We start from the raw sequence: 15473 nt of genomic DNA, 5'->3' as shown, positions 1-15473 counted from the left end.
ACAGTCCCCTTCAGCACAGGAGGAACCCGATCGTGGCTACCACCCGCACCGCCCGCACCGCTTGGCAGGGCAACCTGCTCGACGGCACCGGCGAGGTGACCTTCGCCTCCTCCGGGATCGGCGAGTTCCCGGTCTCCTGGCCGTCCCGCGCGGAGCAGGCGAACGGCAAGACCAGCCCGGAGGAGCTCATCGCCGGTGCGCACTCCGCCTGCTTCTCGATGGCGCTCTCGCACGGCCTGGCCGGCGCGGGCACCCCGCCCACCCGGCTGGACACCCAGGCGGACGTGACCTTCCAGCCCGGCACCGGCATCACCGGCATCCACCTGACCGTCACCGGCGAGGTGCCCGGCCTCGACGAGGCGGGCTTCCAGAAGGCCGCCGAGGACGCCAAGGCCAACTGCCCGGTCAGCCAGGCCCTGTCCGGCACCACCATCACGCTCTCGGCCAAGCTGGCCTGACCCCCGGTCGGCACCACCGCCCGCGAGGCCCCGGCCCCGCGTACGCCCCTGGCGTGCACCGACGTGTGCACGCCAGGGGCGCGGCTGTTTCCCGCCCGCTTCACCCGAAACCCGACGAATCACCCTGACGGCTGTGGCCGCCACTTCTCCCGGCGCCTTATGATCGGCCACAGTGCCCTGCCCCATACCCGGGAGCAGGCGCACTCGCAAGTTCTCGCAGCAGTGCGGGGAGTCGGCGGACCCGGCGCGGGCCACCGGCCGAGACAGCGTCAGCAGCGGACGGGAGCGTGCCGTGCGGGGCCGGAACGAAGGGGCCGACGCACACCACCACGGGGTGCGGCGCGAGGAGTTGCCCGACCCTACCGTAGGACTGGACGGCCGACTGCGCTCCGTCGCGCCCGACGTACTCTCCGAACCCGCGCCGGCCAAGTCCGCGCCGCCCGGCCCACCCGTGCCGCTCGCGCTCTGCCCCACCTGCGCGCAGCCGCTGGACATCGGCCGCGGCCTGGCCCTGGCCCGGGTCGGCGCCCCGGCGACCGCGGCCGGCCACGCCGCGCCGCGCGGCGGCACGGGCTGCGCCGAGACCGAGCAGCTGCTCGCCGCGCTGCGCGCCAGCGAGTCCCGGTTCCGTGCGGCGTTCGCGGACGCGGGCATCGGCATGGCGCTGATCGACTCCGACGACTGCATCATCGAGGCCAACGAGTGCTTCGCCACCATGCTCGGCCGCGAGGTCGCCGACCTGGTGCGGATGCACATCTACGACATCATCGACCCCGAGGACACCCCCCAGCGGCTCTACCGCGAGCTGGTCGCCGGTGAGCGCGACCGGGTGCGGGTGGAGAAGCAGCTCAAGCACCGCGACCCGGCCCGGGCGGTGTTCAGCAACGTCACCATCTCGCTGATCCGCGACGACGACGGCCGCCCGCTCTACACGCTGGTCATGTTCGAGGACGTCTCCGAGCAGCGCCGGCTCGGCGACCGGCTGGAGTACGAGGCACTGCACGACCCGCTGACCCAACTGCCCAACCGGACCTACTTCTTCGAGCAGCTGGACGCGGCCTGCCTGCCGGCCGGCGTCCAGCCCGCCACCGGCCCCGGTCGGCGGGTCGGCGTCTGCTATCTCGACCTGGACGGCTTCGCGGCCATCAACGACACGCTCGGCCACCACATCGGCGACCAGCTGCTGGTCGCCGTGGCGACCCGTCTGGAGCGCCGCTTCGCCCAGGGCGACGGGCACCTGGTGGCCCGGCTGGGCGGCGACGAGTTCGCGGTCCTGGTCGTCGACAGCGAGAACAGCGGCCAGCTCACCGGGCTGGCGGGCCAGTTGCTGACCGTGCTGGAGCAGCCCTTCGACGTGGCCGGCCACCGGCTGGTGGTCACCGCCAGCGTCGGCGTGGTCGAACGGCCCGTCAGCTCCACCAGCCCGACCGACCTGGTGAAGGACGCCGACGCCACGCTGTACTGGTCCAAGGCCGACGGCCGGGCCCGCTGGACGCTCTACGACCGCGACCGCGGCGCCCACCAGCTGACCCGTCAGCTGCTGGCCACCGCACTGCGTCCGGCCCTGGAGCGCGGCGAGTTCACCGTCGAGTACCAGCCGCTGGTCGGCCTCGCCGACGGGACGGTGCACGGCGCCGAGGCGCTGGTCCGCTGGCGCCACCCGCGCTACGGCACGCTCTCCCCGGACCGCTTCATCCCGCTGGCCGAGGAGTCCGGGGCGATCGTCCCGCTCGGCAAGTGGGTGCTGGAGGAGTCCTGCAAGCAGGCCCGCAACTGGCTGGCCGAGTTCCCGGACGCCGAGACCTTCGTCAGCGTCAACCTGGCGGCCCGCCAGATCTGGGACTCCGACGTGGTGGCCGACGTCGCCCAGGTGCTGGAGCGCACCGGCCTGCCGGCCAGGCTGCTCCAGCTGGAGCTCACCGAGAGCGCCGTCCTCGGCCCGGGCGGACGCCCGTTGCAGGCCCTGCAGGCCCTCGCCGACATGGGCATCCGGATCGCCATCGACGACTTCGGCACCGGCTACTCCAACCTGGCCTACCTGTCCCGGCTGCCGGTGCACGCGCTGAAGCTGGACGGCACGTTCATCGAGGGCTTCCGCGACCCGGCCCCCACCGGCCGCCCCGACGACCGCTCACGCCGCAGCGAGGCGGACGAGCAGATCGTCAGCGCGATGGTCCGGCTCGCCCACGACCTGGGCCTGACCGTCACCGCCGAGGGCATCGAGAGCGCCGCCCAGGCCGAACGGCTGCGGCTGACCGGCTGCGACACCGCCCAGGGCTGGTACTTCGCCCGCCCGGGCGAGGCCGAACTGGTCGCCGCCATACTGCGCAAGGGCCGGATCCACTGACTCCTAGGCGGCGGTGAGGCCGTAGGCCTCGGCGATCAGGCCGTAGGAGCGGTGGCGCACCTCGTGACCGTGGATGTGCGAGGTGACCATCAGCTCGTCGGCCCCGGTCCGCTTGCGCAGCTCCTCCAGGCCGTCGGCCACCTCGCCGGGCTCGCCCATCACGAGGTTGCCCAGCCAGGACTCGACGAACTCCGTCTCGGCCGCGTTGTAGGCGTAGCTCTCGGCCTCCTCCGGCGTCGGGATCGGCCCGGGACGGCCCTGGCGCAGCCGCATCATCCCCAGCGCCGCGGACCGGCCCAGCCGCCGCGCCTGTTCCCGGCCGCCCTCCGGCACCGCGATCGCGCCGACCCCGATCAGGGCGTACGGCTCGTCGAGGACCTCGGAGGGCCGGAAGCTGGAGCGGTAGAGGTCGAGCGCGGGCACCGTGTTGGCGGCGCTGAAGTGGTGCGCGAAGGCGAACGGCAGGCCCAGCCGCCCGGACAGCTGCGCGCTGAAGCCGGAGGATCCGAGCAGCCAGATCGGCGGGCGCCCGGCGCTGCGCGGCACGGCGGTGAGCCGGTGGTAGGGGTGCCCCGAGGGGAAGTCGCCGTCCAGGAAGTGGGTCAGCTCCGCGAGCTGTTGCGGGAAGTCGTCGGCGCCCTCGTCGCCCAGGCCGCGCCGCAGCGCCCGGGCGGTGGCCTGGTCGGTGCCCGGTGCCCGGCCGAGGCCCAGGTCGATCCGGCCCGGGTGCAGCGCCTCCAGCAGCCCGAACTGCTCGGCGACCACCAGCGGTGCGTGGTTGGGCAGCATCACCCCGCCCGAACCCAGCCGCATCGTGCGGGTGTTGGCGCCGAGGTGGGCGAGCAGGACGGCAGGCGAGGAGGACGCCACCCCGGGCATGCCGTGGTGCTCGGCCACCCAGAACCGGTGGTAGCCCCACTCCTCGGCACTGCGGGCCAGCGTGGTCGTGGCGGCGAGCGCCTGGGCCGGGGTGAAGCCGGCGCCGATGGGGGCCAGGTCCAGGATGGACAGCGGCGCGGGCGCGCTGCCCCGGGCGGTTCCCCGAATGTCGCCGCGGGTCTGCTGGTCCTCGGTGCTCATTGCGTCTGCCCTCCTGCCGGTGTGCGGGATCCCCGCCTGTCCGATCGGGGACAACAGGCGGCCGGGGCCCTGTGTTCCCGCCGCCCGCCAGCGCCTACGGTGGGTCGGGGCCGCACCGGCCAGCCCGTTCACCCACGAGCCCGTTCTGAGAGCCTGTGTCCGACTCATCTCCCGCTGTCACGACCACATCCACCGCAACGCCCGGCGCCGCGATACCCGCGGCCCACCGGGTCGGGCTGCTGCTGACCCTCGCCCTCGGTTCGCTGAGCGCGCTGGCGCCGCTCTCGATGGACATGTATCTCCCCTCGCTGCCGCGGATCACCGAGGGCCTGCACACCAGCGACACCCTGGTCCAACTCACCCTGACGGCCTGTCTGGTGGGACTGGCCCTCGGCCAGCTGGTGGCCGGTCCGCTGAGCGACGCGCTGGGCCGGCGCCGCCCGTTGCTGACCGGGCTGGCGCTGTACGTGCTGTCCACCGCGGTCTGCGCGCTGGCCACCGACGTCCGGGTGCTGATCGCCTGCCGGGTGGTGCAGGGGCTGTCGGGCGCCGCCGGGATCGTGATCTCCCGCGCGGTGGTGCGCGACCTGTTCGACGGACTGGCGGCGGCCCGGTTCGCCTCCTCGCTGACGCTCGTCTCGGGCTCGGCGCCGCTGCTGGCGCCGGTCCTCGGCGGCCAGGTGCTGCGGTTCACCTCCTGGCGCGGGGTGTTCATGGTGCTGGCCGGGCTCGGGCTGGTGCTCCTGCTGGCCTCCGCCGTGCTGGTGCGCGAGACGCTGCCGACGGCCCGGCGGCGCCGGGGCGGGCTGCCGGACACCCTGCGGACCTTCCGGGGGCTGCTGGCCGACCGGCTGTTCACGGGCTACCTGCTGACCATCTCCTTCGGCTTCGGGGCGCTGTTCTCCTTCATCGCCGCGTCGCCGTACGTGGTGCAGGACCTCTACCACGGCTCCGCACAGACCTACAGCCTGCTCTTCGCCCTGGTGGAGACCGGGCTGCTGGTCATGTCACTGGTCACCGGCCGGCTGCTGCTCGGCCGCTTCCCGAGCCACCGGATCCAGCTGACCGGCGTCCTGCTGCTGACCCTCTCCGGTGCGGCGCTGGTCCTGATGGCGACGGTCTGGCACACCGGACTGGCCGGCCTGACCGTCGGCCTGTTCGTGATGGCCGCCGCACTCGGCGTGGTGACGCCGCCGAGCGCGGCGCTGGCGCTGCAGCGCGCTCCGCACGCGGCCGGCACCGCCTCCGCGCTGCTCGGCACCCTGCAGTTCCTGACCGGGGCGATCGCGCCGGCCCTGGTGGGCCTCGGCGGGCAGGACAGCGCTGTGCCGATGGCGTCGGTCATCCTGGCGTCGGCCCTGCTGGCGCTGGGGGCGTTCGTCCTGTGCTGCCGCCCCTGGCAGGCGATCCCCGACCCGATGCGGACGCCGCCCGCCGGCGCCGACTCCACTGCGTGATGGCGGGATCACGCCAGCGCCGGAACTCGCCAGCGTGGAGACTCGCGCACAGCGGGTCACATCCGGCAGGCTGATCACCAGTAAAGGACCGCCAACCAGCGCCTTACTCCTCAGCAAGGCCGAGGACTGGACCAGTTCCGACCGACCCCGTGAGCCCCTGCACCGGCAACCCCGGCGCAGGGGCTCACGTCTGTCCAGACGTACCCTCGGTGACCCCCGCCACATGGGGGGTGCCCGAGGGTATGAAATGGGCAGCGGATAGCGTTGTCCACTGCAGCCACCTGTTCTCCCCCGGGCGGTGTGGAGGGAGTTACAACGTGAACAGCGCATCGCTCGTCAGCTCGTCATGGTTCTGCGTCCTGGCGCTCGTGGCCGTTCTCGGCGACGCCTTCCTCCCGTTCCTGCCCAGTGGCACCTTGGTGATCCTGGCGGTGCTCAAGACCTCCCGGATCGACGGCGCCCCGCTCCTGCTGGCCGCCGCGGTCGCCGTCGCGTCCTTCCTCGGCGACGTGCTGCTGCTCACCCTGGCCCGCCGCGGCGCGCCGTTCCTGCGCCGGCGGATAGACGGGCGTCCCAAACTCGCCGCCAGCGTACGGCGGGTGCAGCAGTCGCTGGACGGACGGACCAGCCACGCGGCCGCCGTGATGGTGATCGTCGCGCGCTTCGTGCCGGGCGGGCGGACGGTCCTCGACCTCGCGATGGGTCACTCCCCCAGCCAGCCGCGCCGGTTCCTGCGCTGGTCTGCTCTGGCCGCACTGGTCTGGGCCGCGTACATCGTCACCCTCGGCTGGCTGAACAGCCACTGGTTCAACACCGCCTGGCTGAGCCTGGCGGTCTCCTGCGCGGCCGCGACCTCGATCAGCGCCGCCGTCGCCCGGCTGGTCCGCCGCAGTCGCCAGCTGGCCGCGATCTCCGCCTGAGGTTTGTCTCAGGAGTGCAACAGAACACCTGTCCGTGCACCGTTCCGGACGGGTGCGGCGTCATGGCCTGGTGTGGGGCACGGTTGCTGGATCGGATCAGAGCTCCATGACATCCTGATTGAAAAGTCATGATTTAACGTGCCCGAACAGGCCCGCCACTCACCGCGATCCGCCCTGGTGAGCCGGGCTCGACCCTGGCAGGGGAGACGATGAGCCACATCTCGCGCAGGACCGTGCTGAGTGCCACCGCAGCTACCGCGGCCCTGGGAGCCGTCGCGGCATGCGGCAGCGCCACCAGTACCGCCGGCTCGGGATCCGATGCCCGCACCCCCGCCGGGAACGGCACGACCGGCTCCCCCGCCGGACAGCCTTCGGCCAAGGCCACCCTGATCGGTGACGGTTCGACCTCCGACACCGGGGCACAGCCCAACCAGCCCAAGCCCGAGAAGCTCAAGCCGGGCGAGCAGCCCCCGCAGTTCGTGGTCTTCTCCTGGGACGGCGCCGGAGCCACCGACGACAACCAGTTCCCCCGCTTCCTGAAGCTCGCCGAGCAGTACAAGGCGACCATGACGTTCTTCCTCTCCGGCATCTACACCCTGCCGAAGACCAAGACCGACCTCTACCACCCGCCGCAGCACTCGGTGGGCGCCTCGGACATCCCGTACCTGTCGGACGGCGCGATCCGCAACACGATCAAGCTGGTCAGCCAGGCGTGGCTGGCGGGCCACGAGATCGGCACCCACTTCAACGGCCACTTCTGTTCCAGCCGGCCGGGCGGCAACGGCGTCAACAAGTGGTCCTCCGACGACTGGCAGAGCGAGATCGACCAGGCGATCTCCTTCGTGACCAACTGGAAGACCAACACCGGCTTCACCGACCTGCCCGCGCTGCCCTTCGACTACAAGAAGGAGCTGATCGGCGGTCGGACCCCCTGCCTGGAGGGGCAGAAGGCGCTGCTGCCGACCGCCGCCAAGATGGGCTGGAAGTACGACGCCAGCTCGCCGGGCGGGCTGCAGATCTGGCCGCAGAAGGTGCAGAACGACCAGATCTGGGACTTCCCGCTGCAGTCCATACCGTTCCCCGGGCACACCTTCCAGGTGCTCTCGATGGACTACAACATCCTCGCCAACCAGTCGGCCGGCAGCACCAAGGGCGACCCCGGCAAGTACGACACCTGGCGCAGCGAGGCGGCCGCGGCCTACCAGGCGGGCTTCGACCGGGCCTACACCACCAACCGGGCGCCGTTCTTCGTCGGCAACCACTTCGAGCAGTGGAACGGCGGCATCTACATGGACGCCGTCGAGGCGACCCTGAAGTACGTCGCGGGCAAGCCCGACGTGCGGCTGGTGTCGTTCCGTCAGCTGGTGGAGTGGATGGAGGTCCAGGACCAGTCGACGCTGCGCAAGCTGCGCTCGCTGAACGTCGGCCAGGCACCGGCCGGCGGCTGGGGCAACTTCCTCGGTGCGGCCGGCGCGTCGGGCACTCCCACCTCCTGAGACGGCGGCCCTCAGCGGGCTGTCGCCAGCAGGCGTTCGGCCACCACGGTGGCTCCGACCGGGCCCATCACGATCGAGTAGTGGTTGGTGTCCGGGACCTGACGGATGGTCAGTCCATTGCCCTCCAGGCCGGCCCCGGCCAGGTGCTTGGCGTCGTACAGCCCCTGCGGCTGGTCCAGCAGGCCCCGCTCGGCCCACAACAGCTCACCGGGGCACGGCAGTTGGCGGATCGCCGCGGACGCCGTCGGGTCCAGCCGGACCTGGCGGGTGTCCGTGCGCACCGCCTCCAGCACGCAGGTGGAACGCAGTTCGGGCGCCGTGCCGGTCAGGTCCCGGTCGACGAACTCCTCCACCAGCGGGGACCAGAGCGGCCCGACCGCCGGGTGCGCGCGCCAGAACGCGTGGTACGCATCCCGGTCGGTGAAGGTCATCGACAGCCTGGCCAGCGCGGGGCCGAGGATCTCGGCCAGCTCCGCCTCCACCAGCGCCTCGGCGGGCAGCGGGAGGGTGACCGCACCGTCCACCAGCAGGACGCGGGCGACCAGTTCGGGGTGCCGCACGGCGGTGAGCGCCGCCACCCAGGCCCCCATCGAGTGGCCGGCCAGCAGCACCGGACCGCAGCCCAGCGAATCGATCAGCGCGGCCGCGTCGTCCGCGTGCCGGGCCAGGCCGAACGGACCGCCGACGCCCCGGCTGGCCCCACGCCCGCGCAGGTCCGGTGCCACCAGCGTCACCCCGCCCGCCAGCCGGCCGGCCACCTCGCTCCAGGCCGCCGCGTTGCCGGTGACCCCGTGCAGGGCCAGCACGGTGGGGGCCGCCGGATCGGCGGCGGGCCAGCGCAGTACCGCGAGCTCCCCCCCGGGTACCGCGACAGTGGACTCCTCGTACTGCGGCACGACGATCAACTCCTCGGGCGAGCGGCGGAGGCCTGTGCGTCGAACAGTAGTTGGGCACCGCCGCCCGCAACAGGGTGAACCCGGCTCAGATCGCCTTGAGGTTCGGCAGCCGCCAGTCCAGCGGCTCCTGGCCGAAGCCTTCCAGCGCCGCGTCGATCTGCGAGAACGGCTTGCTGCCGTGGAACAGCTTCGCGGACAGCGGCGACGGGTGCGCCCCCTGCACCACCACGTGCCGCTCGGTGTCGATCAGCGGCAGCTTCTTCTTCGCGTAGTTGCCCCACAGCACGAAGACACACGGCTCTGCCCGGTCGCTGACCGCCTTGATCACCGCGTCGGTGAACTTCTCCCAGCCCTTGCCCTTGTGCGAGTTGGCCTCGTGCGCACGGACCGTCAGCACCGCGTTGAGCAGCAGCACGCCCTGCTCGGCCCACGGCATCAGGTAGCCGTTGTCCGGCACCGGCACACCGAGGTCGGCGTTCAGCTCCTTGTAGATGTTGCGCAGCGAGGGCGGCGTCTTGGTCCCCGGCAGGACCGAGAAGCTCATGCCGTGCGCCTGGCCGTCGTCGTGGTACGGGTCCTGGCCGAGCACCAGCACCCGGACGTCCTGGTACGCCGTCGCCTCCAGTGCCGAGAACACCTGGCCACGCGGCGGGAAGATCTGCTGCTCGGCCCGCTCGCCCGCCAGGAAGGCGGCCAGCGCCGCGAAGTACGGCTGCTGCACCTCCGCCGCCAGGACCTCGCGCCAGGACTCCGGCAGCACCAGCTCCGACTCGTCCGACCCCGCGCCCGTGCTCAACTCAGCAACCTCGGTCACCACATCAACCTTCCACCGGCCCAAGCGGCGCAGGCCTGCCGACCCCGCCCCTTCTTGCACCACGCACGGTACACAGCGCTACCGACAACGACCCAAAAGGGGCAGCAGGAAGCCGGCGCGGTGCACGCCGGCCTCACCCCCGGCGCGCCGTACCGCCGCCGGGCAGCGCCCCGAGTTCCCGGCCGAACTCCTCGACGAGCGAGGCGATGCGCTCCTCGTCACGCCGGTAGTGGGTCCACTTCCCGACGCGCGTGGAGCGCACCAGGCCCGCCCGTTCGAGCACCGCCATGTAGGCGGAGACGGTGGACTGGGCGAGTCCGGTCTTGGCCTGGATGTGGCTCACGCAAACGCCGACCGCGCGCGGATCGGTGACGGCGGGATCAACCGGGAAGTGCGCCTCCGGCTCGGCCAGCCACTGAAGCACCTGGAACCGCACGGGGTTGGCGAGCGCCTTGAGGGGTTCCAGGAGTGCCAGGAGCTCACCTGTCGCAGGCGTGTCGTATGTCGTCATGGGCCTTCCGGTACTGCCGCGGAACCGACTGTGCTCCATCGACGATAATCGATGCGTCACGCCTTCGGCGGCACCCGGGCGGCTCACCCCTCTGGCCGCTACCGCACGGGCGCGGCGGCCGCCGCGGTGAGCGTGACGGCCTTTCCGACCGCCTCCAACGCCGTCGCCCTCTCCTCGTCCGTCAGGCGGGCCGGTCCGTAGGTGACCACAGGGTCGAGGACCTGGTACCCGACGAACTCCAACATCCCGCGGTGGATGTGGAACAGGAAGTCGTCCAGCGCACCGAAGGCGCCGCCCGGCTCGAACGCGGCACCGGAGCCGCCGGTGGTGAACAGCAGCATCGCCCGCTTGCCGGCGAGCGCGGCGTCACCGAAGAACCCGAGGTCACCGCCGAAGACCGCGCCCATCATGAAGACCCGGTCGATCCACCCCTTGAGGATGGCCGGCAGCGAGAACCACCACAGGGGGAACGACAGCACGAGAAGGTCGGCGGCGAGCAGCCGCTCCAGGTGCTCCTCGACGACCGCGTCGAGCGTGCCGTCCTGGAGCGCGCGCATCTGCTCGGCCTGCGGCTTGAACGGACCGTCCACCGGGGCGAATTCCTCGCGGCCGAGGACCGGGGTCCAGCCGTCGGCGTAGAGGTCCAGAACGTCGACGTGGTAGCCGGCGTCCCGCAGAGCCTGGGCGGCGGTGGCCATCTGGGCGGCATTGAACGAATCGGGCTCGGGATGAGCGTGAACGATCAGGGCGGTGGGAACGGCAGTTGAGGTCGACATGCAGAGATCATATCGATGAACTTCGATACGTCAATCCGATCCGGACGTCCGGCGGGCGGGACGACGCGCCGCCGCACGATAGCCAGTGGCCGCCAACGCAAAGGCCCTCCCGCGATCGCGGGAGGGCCTTCGTCGTAGCTACGGGTCAGATCATGTCGATCAGATCGGCGATGGAGTCGACCACCCGGGTCGGCCGGTAGGGGAAGCGCTCCACGTCGCCTGGCCTGGTGAGGCCGGTCAGGACGAGGAAGGTCTCCATGCCGGCCTCCATCCCCGAGATGATGTCGGTGTCCATCCGGTCGCCGATCATCGCGCTGTTCTCGGAGTGGGCGCCGATGGTGTTCAGGCCCGCCCGCATCATCAGCGGGTTCGGCTTGCCGACGAAGTACGGCTCCACGCCGGTCGCCTTCGTGATCAGCGCGGCGACCGAGCCGGTGGCCGGCAGCGCCCCTTCGGCGGACGGCCCGGTCTCGTCCGGATTGGTGGCGATAAAGCGCGCACCGGCGTTGATCAGGCGTACGGCCTTGGTCAGGGCTTCAAAGGAATAGGTTCGCGTTTCACCCAGGATGACGAAATCGGGCTCGGCGTCCGTCAGGATGTACCCGATGTCGTGCAGGGCGGTGGTGAGGCCGGCCTCCCCGATCACGTACGCGGTGCCACCCGGGCGCTGGTCGTCGAGGAACTTGGCCGTGGCCAGCGCCGAAGTCCAGATGTGCTCCGACGGAACCTCAAGTCCCATGCGGGCAAGGCGGGCGTGCAAGTCGCGCTGGGTGTACATCGAGTTGTTGGTGAGGACGAGGAACGGCTTGCCGGATTCCGTCAGCCGCTTGAGGAACCGGTCGGCCCCGGGAATCGGCACGCCCTCGTGAATGAGTACCCCATCCATGTCGGTCAGCCAGGACTCGATGGGCTTACGTTCTGCCACGTGTGTCTCCTGTGATCATGCGGTGGTCGTGCCGGCTGCCCCAACAGGGCCAGCCTAGTGCGCACACCTGCCCGGCAACAGCTTGTCCCGATCACCGGACTTCGCAGGCCGTTCTCGGTGGCCGACCGGGCCGACCGCGGGTGGTCGACTGCCTGAGCGGGCGGAGCCGGCAGAGGGCGTCGACGAATACGACAGACCGTGAATAAGTGATCTCCGCCGGTATAACGAGCGGTACTGCATCCGATACAACGTTCATCGGATTCCGCGAAAACCCTCGACCTGGGACACACGAAAGGGGCCCGACTTCAGTTGGTCCCCTTTCGTCTGTCGCACCTGGCGAACGTCGCCCGGCGGCGGCCAGTTGAGACTTCGATCACCGGGGCCGACAGCCCGGGCCCTCCCGGCGGGAGGGCCCGGGCGCTGCTGCGGCCGTCCGGGCGGGCCGTTGTGGTGAAGTAGGAGCATGAGCACCGCCCCCCTCACCCCGTACCGCGTCGGCCTGATCGGCTACGGCCTGGCCGGCTCCGCCTTCCATGCGCCGCTGATCGCCAGCACCCCCGGGCTGCGGCTGACCGCGGTGGTCACCAGCGACCCCGGCCGCCGCGAGCAGCTGGCCCGCGAGCACCCTGACGCCCGGGCGCTGGACAACCCCGAGCAGCTGTTGGCCGACGCCGGCTCCTACGACCTGGTCGTCATCGCCTCCCCGAACCGCACGCACGTGCCGCTGGCCAGGGCCGCCCTGACGGCGGGTCTGGCCACCGTGGTGGACAAGCCGCTGGCGGCCACCGCCGCCGAGGCGCACAGCCTCTGCGGCCTGGCCGAGGCGCGCGGCACGCTGCTCACGGTGTTCCAGAACCGGCGCTGGGACGGCGACTTCCTGACCGTCCGCCGACTGCTCGACGAAGGCGCGCTGGGCCGGGTGCACCGCTTCGAGTCCCGCTTCGAGCGCTTCCGGCCCAAGCCGAAGGCCGGCTGGCGCGAGCTGGCCGACCCCGCCGAGGTCGGCGGCACGCTCTACGACCTCGGCAGCCATCTGGTCGACCAGGCGCTGACCCTGTTCGGCCCGGTGAGCAGCGTGTATGCCGAGATCGACATCCGGCGCGACGGCGCCGCGGTCGACGACGACGCCTTCCTCGCCCTCACCCACGCCAGCGGCACCCGCTCCCACCTGTGGACGAGCGCCATCGCGCCGCTGGCCGGCCCGCGCCTGCGGGTGCTCGGCGACCGCGCCGGCTACGTCAAGTACGGCATGGACCCGCAGGAGGCCGACCTGCGCGCCGGCCGCCGCCCCGACACCCACGCCTGGGGCATCGAGGACCCGTCCCAGCACGGCCTGCTCGGCACCGACGAGGCCTCCGTCCACCTGCCCAGCTGCGCCGGCGACTACCCCGCCTTCTACGTCGCGCTGGCCACCGCGCTCGCCACCGGCACCCCGCCGCCCGTCGACCCCCGCGACGCCGTCGCCGTGCTGACCGTCCTGGAGGCCGCCCGCGACTCCGCGGTCACCGGTCATGTGATCCCGGTGGCCTGAACCCCTCGATTCGCGAGCTCCGCACCCGTACCATCAGCTGGAGAGTCCACACCACCGAGGAGGTCCGCCCGTGCATCCGCTCGCGCTGCTCCTCGGCCTGCTCCGGCTGCTGGTCGGTGACCTGTCCGCGCACGACCCGACGGCCGGGCTCACCGCGCTTGCCGCGGCCGCCGCACTGCTGCTGCTGGCCGGCGTGGTCAGCGGGGCGTACCTGGTGGCCCGGCTGCTCGGCGCGGCAGCGCCGCACGCCGTCCGCGACGCGGCGTTGCGCCGGCGCGCGCTCGCCACCGCCTTCCTCCCGCAACGCGATCCGGACGCCCGGGGCCGTCGCCGCCCCAGGGCACCGGGCGCGGCCCCGACGGCCGCGTAGCCCCCCGTACCCACCCGTACCTGAGCCGCGCTCGCGGCCGTCCTCCGCCGAACCTGTCGTCAGACTCCGGAGGGCCCGCCCCGCATGTCCATCTTCTCGATCTTCGATCCCGCCGTCGGCCTCGCCCACAGCGCGGTCGGCTCGCTCACCCAGTTCCTCCCGGCCGCCGCCGCGATCGTGCTCTTCACGGTCTGCGTCCGCCTCGCCCTGCACCCGCTGGCCCGGGCCGCCGCCCGCGGCGAGAAGCACCGCGCCCGGCTGGCGCCGCGCGTCGCCGAGCTGAACCGCAAGCACAAGGGCCGCCCCGAGCAGCTCCAGGCCGCACTGGCCGCGCTGTACAAGGAGGAGCAGGCCTCACCGCTGGCCGGCTGCCTGCCGATGCTGGTGCAGATCCCGTTCTTCTCGGTGATGTACCGGCTCTTCACCCTGCCGACGCTGGCCGGCGCGCCCAACGACCTGCTGCACCACACCCTGCTCGGCGTCCCGCTCGGCACCCACCTCACGGCGGCGCACGGCCCGGCCCAGCTGGCGGTCTTCGGCGTGCTGTACGCGGCGCTGGCGGCCATCGGCTGGGTGGGTTTCCGGCGGGCCCGGAAGGCCGCGCAGGCCAACCCCACCGCGCCCGGGGCCGGCTTCGCGCCGTACCTCACGTTCGGCACGGTGCTGTTCGCCGCGCTGGTCCCGCTCGCGGCCGCGCTCTACCTGCTCACCACCACGGCCTGGACGGCCGCCGAGCGCGGCCTGCTGCACCGCGAACCGGCGCAGGCAGCGACGACGACGGCCGCGCCCGCGCCGGTCGGCCGTCAGCGGCGCTCCCAGCCCGCCAGGTAGGCGTCGATCTCGCCGGTCAGCCTGGTCTTGCCGCCCTGGTCCAGGAACGAGGCCTCCACCGAGTTCCTGGCCAGGCCGGCCACGCCCGCCGCGTCCAGGCCCAGCAGCTTGGCGGCCACCGCGTACTCGGTGTTGAGGTCGGTGCCGAACATCGGCGGGTCGTCGCTGTTCACGGTGACCAGCAGCCCGGCGTCCACCATCTGCCGGATCGGGTGCTCCTCGATCCGCTCGACCACCCGGGTGGCCAGGTTGGAGGTCGGGCAGACCTCCAGCGGGATCCGGTGCTCGCCGAGGTAGTCCATCAGCGCCGGGTCCTTGACCGACTGCGTGCCGTGCCCGATCCGCTCGGCGCCCAGCACCCGCAGGGCGTCCCAGACCGTCTCCGGGCCGGTGGACTCGCCGGCGTGCGGCACGCTGTGCAGGCCGGCCGCCCGGGCCCGGTCGAAGTACGGCTTGAACTGCGGCCGCGGCACGCCGATCTCCGGGCCGCCCAGGCCGAAGCTGACCAGACCCTCGGCGCCGACGTCCAGCGCGAGCCGGGCGGTCTCCTCGGCCGAGACGAGACCCGCCTCGCCGGGGATGTCGAAGCACCAGCGCAGCACCACGCCGAAGTCCCGCTCGGCGCTCTTGCGGGCGTCCTCGATCGCCTCCATGAAGGCGACGTCCGGGATGCCCCGCCTGACCGAGCTGTACGGCGTGACGGTCAGCTCGGCGTAGCGGATCTGCTGACGAGCCATGTCCTCGGCCACGCCGTAGGTCAGCGCCCGGACGTCCTCGGCGTCACGGATCAGGTCGACCACCGACAGGTAGACCTGGATGAAGTGCGCGAAGTCGGTGAACGTGAAGTACTCGGCGAGCGCCTCCGGGTCGGCCGGCACCGCGGTCCTGCCCTCGTAGCGGGCGGCCAGCGCGGCCACCACGCGCGGTGAGGCGGAGCCGACATGGTGCACGTGCAGCTCGGCCTTGGGCAGGCCGGCGATGAACGCCTCGATCCCTCGGGACATCTTCGTCTCTCCCTCACCTATACGGTTTTCGTCCGGACCTCGCATCCTTTCACGGAG

15 protein-coding genes are annotated in these 15473 nt (G+C 72.1%); 8 read left to right on the top strand and 7 right to left on the bottom strand.

The genetic code is table 11. From position 1 onward, the window contains the following. The first annotated feature begins 32 nt into the window (after nucleotides 1–32). Both BS80_RS04845 and BS80_RS04840 read left to right on the top strand, forming a co-directional pair. Nucleotides 33–458, top strand: a complete 426-nt coding sequence (locus BS80_RS04845) for an OsmC family protein (protein WP_035793601.1) — start codon at nucleotides 33–35, stop codon at nucleotides 456–458. A 349-nt stretch (nucleotides 459–807) separates the two neighbouring features. After that, on the top strand, nucleotides 808–2805 hold the full coding sequence (locus BS80_RS04840) for a putative bifunctional diguanylate cyclase/phosphodiesterase (RefSeq protein ID WP_232246361.1): 1998 nt from the start codon (nucleotides 808–810) through the stop codon (nucleotides 2803–2805). Between the two features lie 3 nt (nucleotides 2806–2808). Here the strand turns inward: BS80_RS04840 and BS80_RS04835 are convergent, their stop codons facing one another. Then, nucleotides 2809–3885 (bottom strand): LLM class flavin-dependent oxidoreductase, encoded by a 1077-nt coding sequence (locus BS80_RS04835; RefSeq protein ID WP_035793600.1) that lies wholly within the window; start codon nucleotides 3883–3885, stop codon nucleotides 2809–2811. 155 nt (nucleotides 3886–4040) lie between these two features. Between BS80_RS04835 and BS80_RS04830 the strand changes: the two genes are divergently transcribed. The 3 genes from BS80_RS04830 (at nucleotide 4041) to BS80_RS04820 (ending at nucleotide 7758) form a co-directional block, all read left to right on the top strand. Continuing rightward, on the top strand, nucleotides 4041–5342 hold the full coding sequence (locus BS80_RS04830; RefSeq protein WP_051966021.1) for a multidrug effflux MFS transporter: 1302 nt from the start codon (nucleotides 4041–4043) through the stop codon (nucleotides 5340–5342). A gap of 317 nt (nucleotides 5343–5659) precedes the next feature. After that, nucleotides 5660–6262: a DedA family protein gene (locus BS80_RS04825; protein ID WP_051966019.1), complete on the top strand. Its 603-nt coding sequence runs from the start codon at nucleotides 5660–5662 to the stop codon at nucleotides 6260–6262. 209 nt (nucleotides 6263–6471) lie between these two features. Further along, the gene (locus tag BS80_RS04820) at nucleotides 6472–7758 is read left to right on the top strand and encodes a polysaccharide deacetylase family protein (protein WP_035793598.1); all 1287 of its coding nucleotides are present in this window, start codon (nucleotides 6472–6474) and stop codon (nucleotides 7756–7758) included. 11 nt (nucleotides 7759–7769) lie between these two features. Here the strand turns inward: BS80_RS04820 and BS80_RS04815 are convergent, their stop codons facing one another. From BS80_RS04815 to BS80_RS04795, 5 genes are all read right to left on the bottom strand, one after another. Next, nucleotides 7770–8663, bottom strand: coding sequence for an alpha/beta hydrolase (locus BS80_RS04815; RefSeq protein ID WP_035793596.1), 894 nt, complete (start codon nucleotides 8661–8663; stop codon nucleotides 7770–7772). 76 nt (nucleotides 8664–8739) lie between these two features. Next, nucleotides 8740–9468: a uracil-DNA glycosylase gene (locus BS80_RS04810; RefSeq protein ID WP_198045437.1), complete on the bottom strand. Its 729-nt coding sequence runs from the start codon at nucleotides 9466–9468 to the stop codon at nucleotides 8740–8742. 133 nt (nucleotides 9469–9601) lie between these two features. Next, nucleotides 9602–9979: an ArsR/SmtB family transcription factor gene (locus tag BS80_RS04805; protein ID WP_051966017.1), complete on the bottom strand. Its 378-nt coding sequence runs from the start codon at nucleotides 9977–9979 to the stop codon at nucleotides 9602–9604. A gap of 98 nt (nucleotides 9980–10077) precedes the next feature. Then, nucleotides 10078–10755, bottom strand: coding sequence for an NAD(P)H-dependent oxidoreductase (locus BS80_RS04800; protein WP_035793589.1), 678 nt, complete (start codon nucleotides 10753–10755; stop codon nucleotides 10078–10080). Between the two features lie 145 nt (nucleotides 10756–10900). Continuing rightward, a complete protein-coding gene (locus tag BS80_RS04795; protein ID WP_035793587.1) occupies nucleotides 10901–11680 on the bottom strand; it encodes an HAD-IIA family hydrolase in 780 nt (259 codons plus the stop codon). Between the two features lie 463 nt (nucleotides 11681–12143). Between BS80_RS04795 and BS80_RS04790 the strand changes: the two genes are divergently transcribed. The 3 genes from BS80_RS04790 (at nucleotide 12144) to BS80_RS04780 (ending at nucleotide 14412) form a co-directional block, all read left to right on the top strand. After that, nucleotides 12144–13211: a Gfo/Idh/MocA family oxidoreductase gene (locus BS80_RS04790; protein ID WP_035793584.1), complete on the top strand. Its 1068-nt coding sequence runs from the start codon at nucleotides 12144–12146 to the stop codon at nucleotides 13209–13211. Nucleotides 13212–13281: 70 nt separating this feature from the next. After that, nucleotides 13282–13581, top strand: coding sequence for a DUF6412 domain-containing protein (locus BS80_RS04785; RefSeq protein ID WP_035793581.1), 300 nt, complete (start codon nucleotides 13282–13284; stop codon nucleotides 13579–13581). Between the two features lie 84 nt (nucleotides 13582–13665). Then, nucleotides 13666–14412 carry a YidC/Oxa1 family membrane protein insertase gene (locus BS80_RS04780; protein ID WP_063771898.1) on the top strand — a complete coding sequence of 249 codons (747 nt, stop codon included), beginning with the start codon at nucleotides 13666–13668 and terminating at the stop codon, nucleotides 14410–14412. On the opposite strand, the gene BS80_RS04775 is transcribed toward BS80_RS04780, so the two are convergent. Continuing rightward, nucleotides 14385–15416, bottom strand: a complete 1032-nt coding sequence (locus BS80_RS04775) for an adenosine deaminase (protein WP_035793578.1) — start codon at nucleotides 15414–15416, stop codon at nucleotides 14385–14387. The genes BS80_RS04780 and BS80_RS04775 overlap by 28 nt on opposite strands. Nucleotides 15417–15473: the final 57 nt, after the last annotated feature.

Origin of the sequence: Kitasatospora mediocidica KCTC 9733, from assembly GCF_000744225.1 — a bacterium.
Taxonomy (GTDB): Bacteria; Actinomycetota; Actinomycetes; order Streptomycetales; family Streptomycetaceae; genus Kitasatospora; species Kitasatospora mediocidica.
Note: the sequence above shows the minus strand (reverse complement) of the source record. Positions and strands in the feature narration are given on the sequence as shown.

Bases quoted from the DNA above. Each gene is read 5' to 3' on its own strand.
- BS80_RS04835 (WP_035793600.1), bottom strand. From the start codon at position 3,885: ATGAGCACCGAGGACCAGCAGACCCGCGGCGACATTCGGGGAACCGCC.
- BS80_RS04820 (WP_035793598.1), top strand. From the start codon at position 6,472: ATGAGCCACATCTCGCGCAGGACCGTGCTGAGTGCCACCGCAGCTACC.
- BS80_RS04805 (WP_051966017.1), bottom strand. From the start codon at position 9,979: ATGACGACATACGACACGCCTGCGACAGGTGAGCTCCTGGCACTCCTG.
- BS80_RS04800 (WP_035793589.1), bottom strand. From the start codon at position 10,755: ATGTCGACCTCAACTGCCGTTCCCACCGCCCTGATCGTTCACGCTCAT.
- BS80_RS04790 (WP_035793584.1), top strand. From the start codon at position 12,144: ATGAGCACCGCCCCCCTCACCCCGTACCGCGTCGGCCTGATCGGCTAC.
- BS80_RS04780 (WP_063771898.1), top strand. From the start codon at position 13,666: ATGTCCATCTTCTCGATCTTCGATCCCGCCGTCGGCCTCGCCCACAGC.
- BS80_RS04775 (WP_035793578.1), bottom strand. From the start codon at position 15,416: ATGTCCCGAGGGATCGAGGCGTTCATCGCCGGCCTGCCCAAGGCCGAG.